The following is a 6,735-nucleotide window of genomic DNA, read 5'->3' as shown; positions in this document are numbered from 1 at the left end:
GAATTGTTGCTGTACTTGTAACAATTTTTACTGGATTATATTCATTCCAAGGTTTGTTAGAATTAATTGGTAAATAAATGATTAACTTATGTTACTCATACGTAAACGCTCTTTAAAGTTTTAATTCATTCAACTTTAAAGAGCGCTTTTTTATTGCCATATTTAAGCGCATTACAACCTATTTTTTATTCTCAATACAACGGCCATTATGATAAAATTGACTTCGAATATAGACAACATCTAGGAGGAAAAGTATGATTGGAATCATTGGAGCAATGGAAGAAGAAGTTGCCATCTTAAAGTCACAAATGAGTGATGTCGAGACATTAAAAATTGCGCATACCCTTTTCTATAAAGGGAAGTTAAATAATACAAATGTAGTTTTAATTCAAAGTGGTATTGGAAAAGTAAATGTAGCCATTTCAACGACTTTATTAATTCAACAATTTAAACCTGAACTGATTATCAATACCGGTTCAGCAGGTGGTCTGCAACCAGGATTATCTTTAGGAGACGTTGTGGTAAGCACAAGTGTTACATACCATGATGCAGACGCGCGTGCATTTGGTTATGCAATGGGTCAAATACCTGGGATGCCCGAATCATATGTTGCTGATAAAACATTGATTCATCATGTTAATGACGTTCTAAATACGTTAGAACAACCTGTGAGAGAAGGCATGATCGTATCTGGAGATAGTTTTATAGGAACTGAACAACAGCGCGCAGTTATTCTTAAACATTTTCCAAATGCCATGGCGGCTGAAATGGAAGCTGCGGCAATTGCGCAAACGTGTTATCAGTTTAACGTACCATTTATTGTGACCCGAGCGATTTCAGATTTAGCTGATGGTGTTGCAGGTATGACGTTTGAAGCATTTTTAAAAGTTGCCTCAAAATCATCCAGCCAAATGGTCATTGCTTTAATTCAAAAACTCAATCAATAATAAATATTCATTTTATTGAAGTTATGCTATAATTGTACGAATGAATTTTAAATTTGGAGGATTACGATGGGTATCATTAGTCGCTTATTTTTACCGAATCAATATGTTAAATCAATATATGAAATCGACTTCGATAAATTAAAAGAAAGAAATATTAAAGGCGTAATTACAGATTTGGATAATACGTTAGTAGGTTGGGATGAAGCAGACCCAACACCTGGTGTAGAAGCATGGTTTAAAGGACTAAGCGATCACAATATAAAAGTAACAATCGTTTCTAATAATAATGAAGCACGGGTAAAATCTTTTTCTAAAAATTTAGATGTTGATTACATCTTTAAAGCCCGAAAACCATTAGGAAAATCTCTTATTAAAGCTACTAAACAAATGGGACTTAATAAGGATGAAGTGGTCATTATTGGGGATCAAATGCTCACAGATGTATTTGGTGGAAATCATAATGGATTGTACACAATTATGGTTGTCCCAGTTAAAAATTCTGATGGCTTTGCTACTAAACTCAACAGAATGATTGAACGTCGTTTATTAAATTACTTTAAAAGAAAAGGATATATTAATTGGGAGGAATAACATTTGACTGATGATTTAAAATGTATCGGATGTGGTGCTACACTACAATCAGAAGATAAAGACAAGCCAGGATATGTTCCTGAATCTAGTCTTTACAAAGAAGACGTGATATGTCGTCGCTGTTTTAGATTAAAGCACTACAATGAAGTGCAAGATGTTGGTATGGATAGCGATGACTTTTTAACTTTATTAAATAAATTATCTGATAAAAAAGGTATAGTTGTAAATTTAGTCGATGTTTTTGATTTAGAAGGCTCTTTTATTCATGCAATTAAACGCATTGTGGGAAATAAGAAGATTATTTTAGCCGCAAATAAAATTGACTTATTACCTAAACAAATTAATAAACGTCGTGTGACAGAATGGTTAAGACAATCCGCTAAAAATTACGGATTATATGCAGATGATGTAGTGTTAATTTCAGCAATGAAAAATTACGGTATCGAAGCACTTATGACATCTATTGAAAAACATCGAAATGGTGAAGATGTTTATATTGTTGGAACAACAAATGTTGGAAAATCCACGCTTATTAATAAATTAATAGAGCATAGTGTTGGAGAAAAAGATGTAGTCACTACGTCTCGAATACCTGGTACAACACTTGATATGATCGATATTCCTATCGATGAAAACAGTGATATGTATGATACACCAGGAATTATACAAGCACATCAAATGACACATTTAGTTACACCAAAAGAGTTAAATATCATTATGCCTAAAAAAGAAATTAAGCAACGTGTATATCAGCTTAACGAAGGACAAACGTTATTTTTTGGTGGACTCGCTCGTATTGATTATATTAAAGGTGGTAAACGGCCACTCATCTGTTATTTTTCAAACGAATTAAATATCCACCGAACAAAAACATCTAATGCAGATCGTTTATGGCACGAACAACTAGGGGATTTGCTGTCACCACCATCAGATGCGTCAATGTTCCAATTAGATGAATTAAAAACTGTAACTCATTCAACGAATACTGAAAAACAGGACGTAATGATTTCTGGTTTAGGATTTATAACAATTGACAAAGGTGCAACGTTTAGTGTGAGGGTGCCAAAATCAGTAGATGTCACATTAAGACCATCAATTATGTAGGAAGTGTTTAAATGAAATTTGCAGTAATCGGTCATCCAATTCAACACTCATTGTCACCATTGATGCATCACGCAAATTTTCAATCTTTAAATATGGATGCTGAATATGAAGCGCTCAATATTCCAGTAGAACATTTTCACCATGTTAAAGATATCATTAATAGTCGTCAACTGAATGGATTTAATGTAACGATTCCTCATAAAGAACGTATTATTCCATATTTAGATGTGTTATCAGATGAAGCGAAAGAAATGGGTGCCGTAAATACGGTAGTCGTTAAAGATGATAAGTGGATAGGTTATAATACTGATGGTATTGGCTTTGTTAAAGGATTGGAATCCTATTATGGCGAATTAAAAAAAGCTAAAATCCTCATTTTAGGTGCTGGAGGGGCTAGTAAAGGAATTGCATATCAATTAAAACAACGAACAAGTTATCCTATTTATGTTGCGAATAGAACAATGGCACGCTTTGATTCATGGTCATTTGAAATCAATGCTATTCCGTTAGAAGACGTGAATACTATTGCGTCACAATTCGACATCATCATAAATACAACACCACTTGGTATGGGTCAATCTCATGAAAGTATTATGACATTGAAAAACCTAAAGCCTAACGCACTTGTAGCAGATATTATATATACACCTCTCATTACACCATTTTTAGCTACTGCACGCCAAAATGGTTATGATATTTACAATGGTTTAGACATGTTTGTATATCAAGGTGCGGAAAGTTTTAATATTTGGACGCAAAGAAAAGCTGATATAGAAGCAATGAAAACAGCAGTATTAACTAAATTAAACTCAAAGTAGGAGGAAATTATGACTTTAACAGGGAAACAAAAACGTTTTTTACGCAGTGAAGCCCACCACATTGATCCTATTTTTCAAATTGGGAAATCTGGTATTAATGAAAATATGGTTGAACAAATTAAAGATGCGTTAGAAAAGCGTGAATTAATTAAAGTACACATTTTACAAAATAATTTTGATGATAAAGGCGATCTTGCAGAATCATTAAGTAGCGCGACTGATAGCCACCTAGTTCAACAAATTGGATCTATGATTGTTTTATATAAAACATCAACGAACCATAAAAAAATTGAGTTGCCTTAATTATGGAAAAAATCGTCATATACGGTGGACAATTCAATCCCATTCATAGTGCGCATGAGATGGTGGCAACCATGGTAAATGAAGCAATAGCACCTGATATTTTCTACTTTTTACCAAGTTACAAATCACCTTTAAAGGTGCATACAGATATTATTGACGTCAAACATCGTATTGAAATGATTCAATGTGTGATTAAAAATTTAGGTTTTGGCACCATAAGGTATGATGAACTCGAGCGTAAAGGGGATAGCTATACGTATGATACATTAAAAATAGTACAAGAAGCACACCCGAGTGCAAAATTGTATTTTGTCATTGGTACTGATCAATATGAACAACTTGCTCAATGGTATAAAATCGATATGTTGCGTTCTTTTGTTACTTTTATCGTCGTTAATCGGCAACCTAAAGCCGTTATCAATGATGAGAGCATCATACAAGTTAATATGCCTGAAATGGCCATCAGCTCCACAGAAATACGTGAGCGTCGTAAACGTGGACAGACAATTCATATGTGGGTACCACTCAATGTGGAACATTATATTATGAAGGAGGATTTATATGGATAAATCTTTCGCTATAGAATTAGTTGAACAAAAATTACCGAAGAAACGGTTTGAACATTCTATGCGCGTTGCTGAAACTGCCGTTAAATTAGCTGAAATTTATGAAGGGGATACAAATAAAGCTGAATTGGCGGGTATTTTACATGATTTCTGTAAATATGATGATTTAGGCTCGATGTATCAAAAAGTGACACGCTATGAATTGGATTCCACTTTATTAAGCTATGGTTCTGAAATATTACACGGGCCCGTTTGTGCAGCCATTATGAAGCATCAATATCATCTTAATGATGAAGATGTTCTATTAGCCATTGCACACCATACAACCGGGCGTCAACAAATGACTAAAAATGAAAAAATCGTTTTTATTGCGGACTATATAGAGCCTGGACGTACAACTAAGGGCGTAGAAGATATTCGCGAAATGGTATTGAGTGGAAAAGGCTTAGATAAGACGATTTATGAAATTTCTAAACGTACTGTTTTATATCTCGTTGAAAAAGATGTTAATGTATATCAAGCAACGATAGATTGCTTGAATTATTATAATTTTAACGATTCTAAATAAAGGATGATTAAATGAACGCTTATGAACTTTTAACTTACGCTGTTGAAGCAGCTGGCGATAAAAAAGCAGAAAATATAATTGCTTTAAATATGCAAGAGATTTCAGATATTGCTGATTATTTTGTAGTCTGTCACGGAAATAATGAAAGACAAGTTCAAGCAATAGCTAAAGCTGTAAAAGATGTTGCAGAGTCACATCAAATAACAGTGAAGCGAATGGAAGGATATCAAGAAGCAAAATGGATATTAGTTGATTTAGGTGATGTCGTTGTGCATGTCTTTTATAGAGATGAACGTTTACATTACAATCTTGAAAAATTATATCATGATGCTGAAATGTACCGATATGATGAGGTCGTTCACGCATAATGGCATATCAAAACTTAAGTGAATTTTACGATACGCTCACAGAGGATCAACCTTATCAAGATTGGGTTAACGTATTAGAGCAATTGACTGCATCGATGCAAATAAACAATTTATTAGATATTGGATGTGGCACAGGTACTTTAACTTGCTTATTTTCAAAGATTGCTAAAAATGTGACTGGCATGGATTTAAGCGATGAGATGATTGAGAAAGCAAAATTAAAGTCTGACAAGATTACATGGTTAAAAGGGGATATGTCGAATTTTAATCTAAATCAAAAATTTGATGTAATTACAATTTGTTGTGACTCACTTAATTATTTAACTACAGAAGATGCTGTTATGAACACATTTAATCATGTATACCATCATCTGAATGAGCATGGACTTCTAATGTTTGATGTTCACACCGCTCACAAAATGGAAACACAATTCAATCATCAAACTTATATAGATGATAGAGATGACCTCACACTACTATGGCAAGCTACACCAGGAGATGATCCTTTAAGTGTATGGCATGATTTAACATTTTTTAGTTTGAACGAAGACGGTACCTATAGTAGAACTGACGAATCACAATATCAACGCACCCTTGAAAAACCGCTATATGATGAGATGTTGAAAATCGTCGGCTTTAAAAACATTCAATCTTTTTATGATTTTGATATAACTAATCAATCTTCCCATAGTGATCGCTTGTTTTTCGTAGCAACTAAATAAAGTAATTTACCCCTTTCATGCGAGTAATAATGTGAAAGGGGATTTTTCTATGTATGAACAAATTCAACAGCGATTGAAGGAACCTAAATATTATGTCACTGTACTCATACTTTTATTTTTAATTGCTTTGGCAATGATACTTTATATGAATCATTCAACAAATGAAGTAAGTAGTCCATCACCTGTAAATGAAATGAATCAAAGCGAGCTAATGAGTCAACAAGCATCAACGCCTAAACAAGATACACCTCCTATTACAGATATCATAGTGGATATTAAGGGAGCTGTTATGCACCCAAGAACTTATACAATGAAATCGAATCAAAGGGTGGATGATTTACTAAAAAAAGCCGGTGTACTTCATAATGCTGACGTTTCACAAATCAATTTAGCCGAAAAACTAATGGATCAAAAAATGATTTATGTCCCATTTAAAGGCGAAAAATCAACGATGCAACAAGCACAAAATATGACAAGTGCCACAACTGAATCAGATATAAAGCCTATCAACCTCAATTTAGCCCAGTCTTCCGACTTAACCGAAATACCAGGAATAGGACCTTCAAAAGCTGAATTGATTATAAATTATAGAGAAGAAAAAGGGGGTTTTAAAACTGTTGAAGAATTAAAAGAAGTAAAGGGAATTGGAGAAAAAACATTCGAGAAATTAAAACCATATTTCGTGGTGTAATTTTGTCTAACTTCTATTTTTTAAAATCATGTGTATCATTATATAATGTATAATGCT

General features: G+C 33.5%; 10 protein-coding genes. All 10 read left to right on the top strand.

The genetic code is table 11. From position 1 onward, the window contains the following. The first annotated feature begins 254 nt into the window (after nucleotides 1–254). The 10 genes from CD172_RS11890 (at nucleotide 255) to CD172_RS11845 (ending at nucleotide 6,678) form a co-directional block, all read left to right on the top strand. On the top strand, nucleotides 255–947 hold the full coding sequence (locus CD172_RS11890) for a 5'-methylthioadenosine/adenosylhomocysteine nucleosidase (RefSeq protein WP_103346467.1): 693 nt from the start codon (nucleotides 255–257) through the stop codon (nucleotides 945–947). A gap of 66 nt (nucleotides 948–1,013) precedes the next feature. Then, nucleotides 1,014–1,538, top strand: a complete 525-nt coding sequence (locus tag CD172_RS11885) for a YqeG family HAD IIIA-type phosphatase (protein WP_037565439.1) — start codon at nucleotides 1,014–1,016, stop codon at nucleotides 1,536–1,538. Between the two features lie 3 nt (nucleotides 1,539–1,541). Continuing rightward, nucleotides 1,542–2,642, top strand: coding sequence for a ribosome biogenesis GTPase YqeH (yqeH, locus tag CD172_RS11880; protein ID WP_103346466.1), 1,101 nt, complete (start codon nucleotides 1,542–1,544; stop codon nucleotides 2,640–2,642). Nucleotides 2,643–2,653: 11 nt separating this feature from the next. Continuing rightward, nucleotides 2,654–3,460 carry a shikimate dehydrogenase gene (gene aroE, locus CD172_RS11875; RefSeq protein ID WP_103346465.1) on the top strand — a complete coding sequence of 269 codons (807 nt, stop codon included), beginning with the start codon at nucleotides 2,654–2,656 and terminating at the stop codon, nucleotides 3,458–3,460. Nucleotides 3,461–3,469: 9 nt separating this feature from the next. Next, nucleotides 3,470–3,763, top strand: a complete 294-nt coding sequence (yhbY, locus tag CD172_RS11870; RefSeq protein WP_060551161.1) for a ribosome assembly RNA-binding protein YhbY — start codon at nucleotides 3,470–3,472, stop codon at nucleotides 3,761–3,763. 2 nt (nucleotides 3,764–3,765) lie between these two features. Beyond that, the gene (gene nadD, locus CD172_RS11865) at nucleotides 3,766–4,332 is read left to right on the top strand and encodes a nicotinate (nicotinamide) nucleotide adenylyltransferase (RefSeq protein WP_103346464.1); all 567 of its coding nucleotides are present in this window, start codon (nucleotides 3,766–3,768) and stop codon (nucleotides 4,330–4,332) included. After that, nucleotides 4,325–4,897 (top strand): bis(5'-nucleosyl)-tetraphosphatase (symmetrical) YqeK, encoded by a 573-nt coding sequence (gene yqeK, locus CD172_RS11860; protein ID WP_037565434.1) that lies wholly within the window; start codon nucleotides 4,325–4,327, stop codon nucleotides 4,895–4,897. The genes nadD and yqeK overlap by 8 nt, the downstream gene beginning before the upstream one ends. Before the next feature lie 11 nt (nucleotides 4,898–4,908). Continuing rightward, nucleotides 4,909–5,265, top strand: a complete 357-nt coding sequence (rsfS, locus tag CD172_RS11855) for a ribosome silencing factor (protein WP_037565433.1) — start codon at nucleotides 4,909–4,911, stop codon at nucleotides 5,263–5,265. After that, entirely contained in the window at nucleotides 5,265–5,987 is a 723-nt protein-coding gene (locus CD172_RS11850) for a class I SAM-dependent DNA methyltransferase (protein WP_103346463.1), read from the top strand. The genes rsfS and CD172_RS11850 overlap by 1 nt, the downstream gene beginning before the upstream one ends. Before the next feature lie 49 nt (nucleotides 5,988–6,036). Then, nucleotides 6,037–6,678 (top strand): helix-hairpin-helix domain-containing protein, encoded by a 642-nt coding sequence (locus tag CD172_RS11845; RefSeq protein ID WP_103346462.1) that lies wholly within the window; start codon nucleotides 6,037–6,039, stop codon nucleotides 6,676–6,678. The last annotated feature ends 57 nt before the right edge of the window (nucleotides 6,679–6,735 follow it).

It is taken from the genome of Staphylococcus agnetis (genome assembly GCF_002901865.1).
In the GTDB taxonomy this organism is placed as follows: Bacteria; Bacillota; Bacilli; order Staphylococcales; family Staphylococcaceae; genus Staphylococcus; species Staphylococcus agnetis.
Note: the sequence above shows the minus strand (reverse complement) of the source record. Positions and strands in the feature narration are given on the sequence as shown.

Excerpts from the sequence above, each read along its gene's own strand:
- CD172_RS11890 (WP_103346467.1), top strand. The coding sequence starts at position 255 with ATGATTGGAATCATTGGAGCAATGGAAGAAGAAGTTGCCATCTTAAAG.
- CD172_RS11885 (WP_037565439.1), top strand. The coding sequence starts at position 1,014 with ATGGGTATCATTAGTCGCTTATTTTTACCGAATCAATATGTTAAATCA.
- aroE (WP_103346465.1), top strand. The coding sequence starts at position 2,654 with ATGAAATTTGCAGTAATCGGTCATCCAATTCAACACTCATTGTCACCA.
- yhbY (WP_060551161.1), top strand. The coding sequence starts at position 3,470 with ATGACTTTAACAGGGAAACAAAAACGTTTTTTACGCAGTGAAGCCCAC.
- nadD (WP_103346464.1), top strand. The coding sequence starts at position 3,766 with ATGGAAAAAATCGTCATATACGGTGGACAATTCAATCCCATTCATAGT.
- yqeK (WP_037565434.1), top strand. The coding sequence starts at position 4,325 with ATGGATAAATCTTTCGCTATAGAATTAGTTGAACAAAAATTACCGAAG.
- rsfS (WP_037565433.1), top strand. The coding sequence starts at position 4,909 with ATGAACGCTTATGAACTTTTAACTTACGCTGTTGAAGCAGCTGGCGAT.
- CD172_RS11850 (WP_103346463.1), top strand. The coding sequence starts at position 5,265 with ATGGCATATCAAAACTTAAGTGAATTTTACGATACGCTCACAGAGGAT.
- CD172_RS11845 (WP_103346462.1), top strand. The coding sequence starts at position 6,037 with ATGTATGAACAAATTCAACAGCGATTGAAGGAACCTAAATATTATGTC.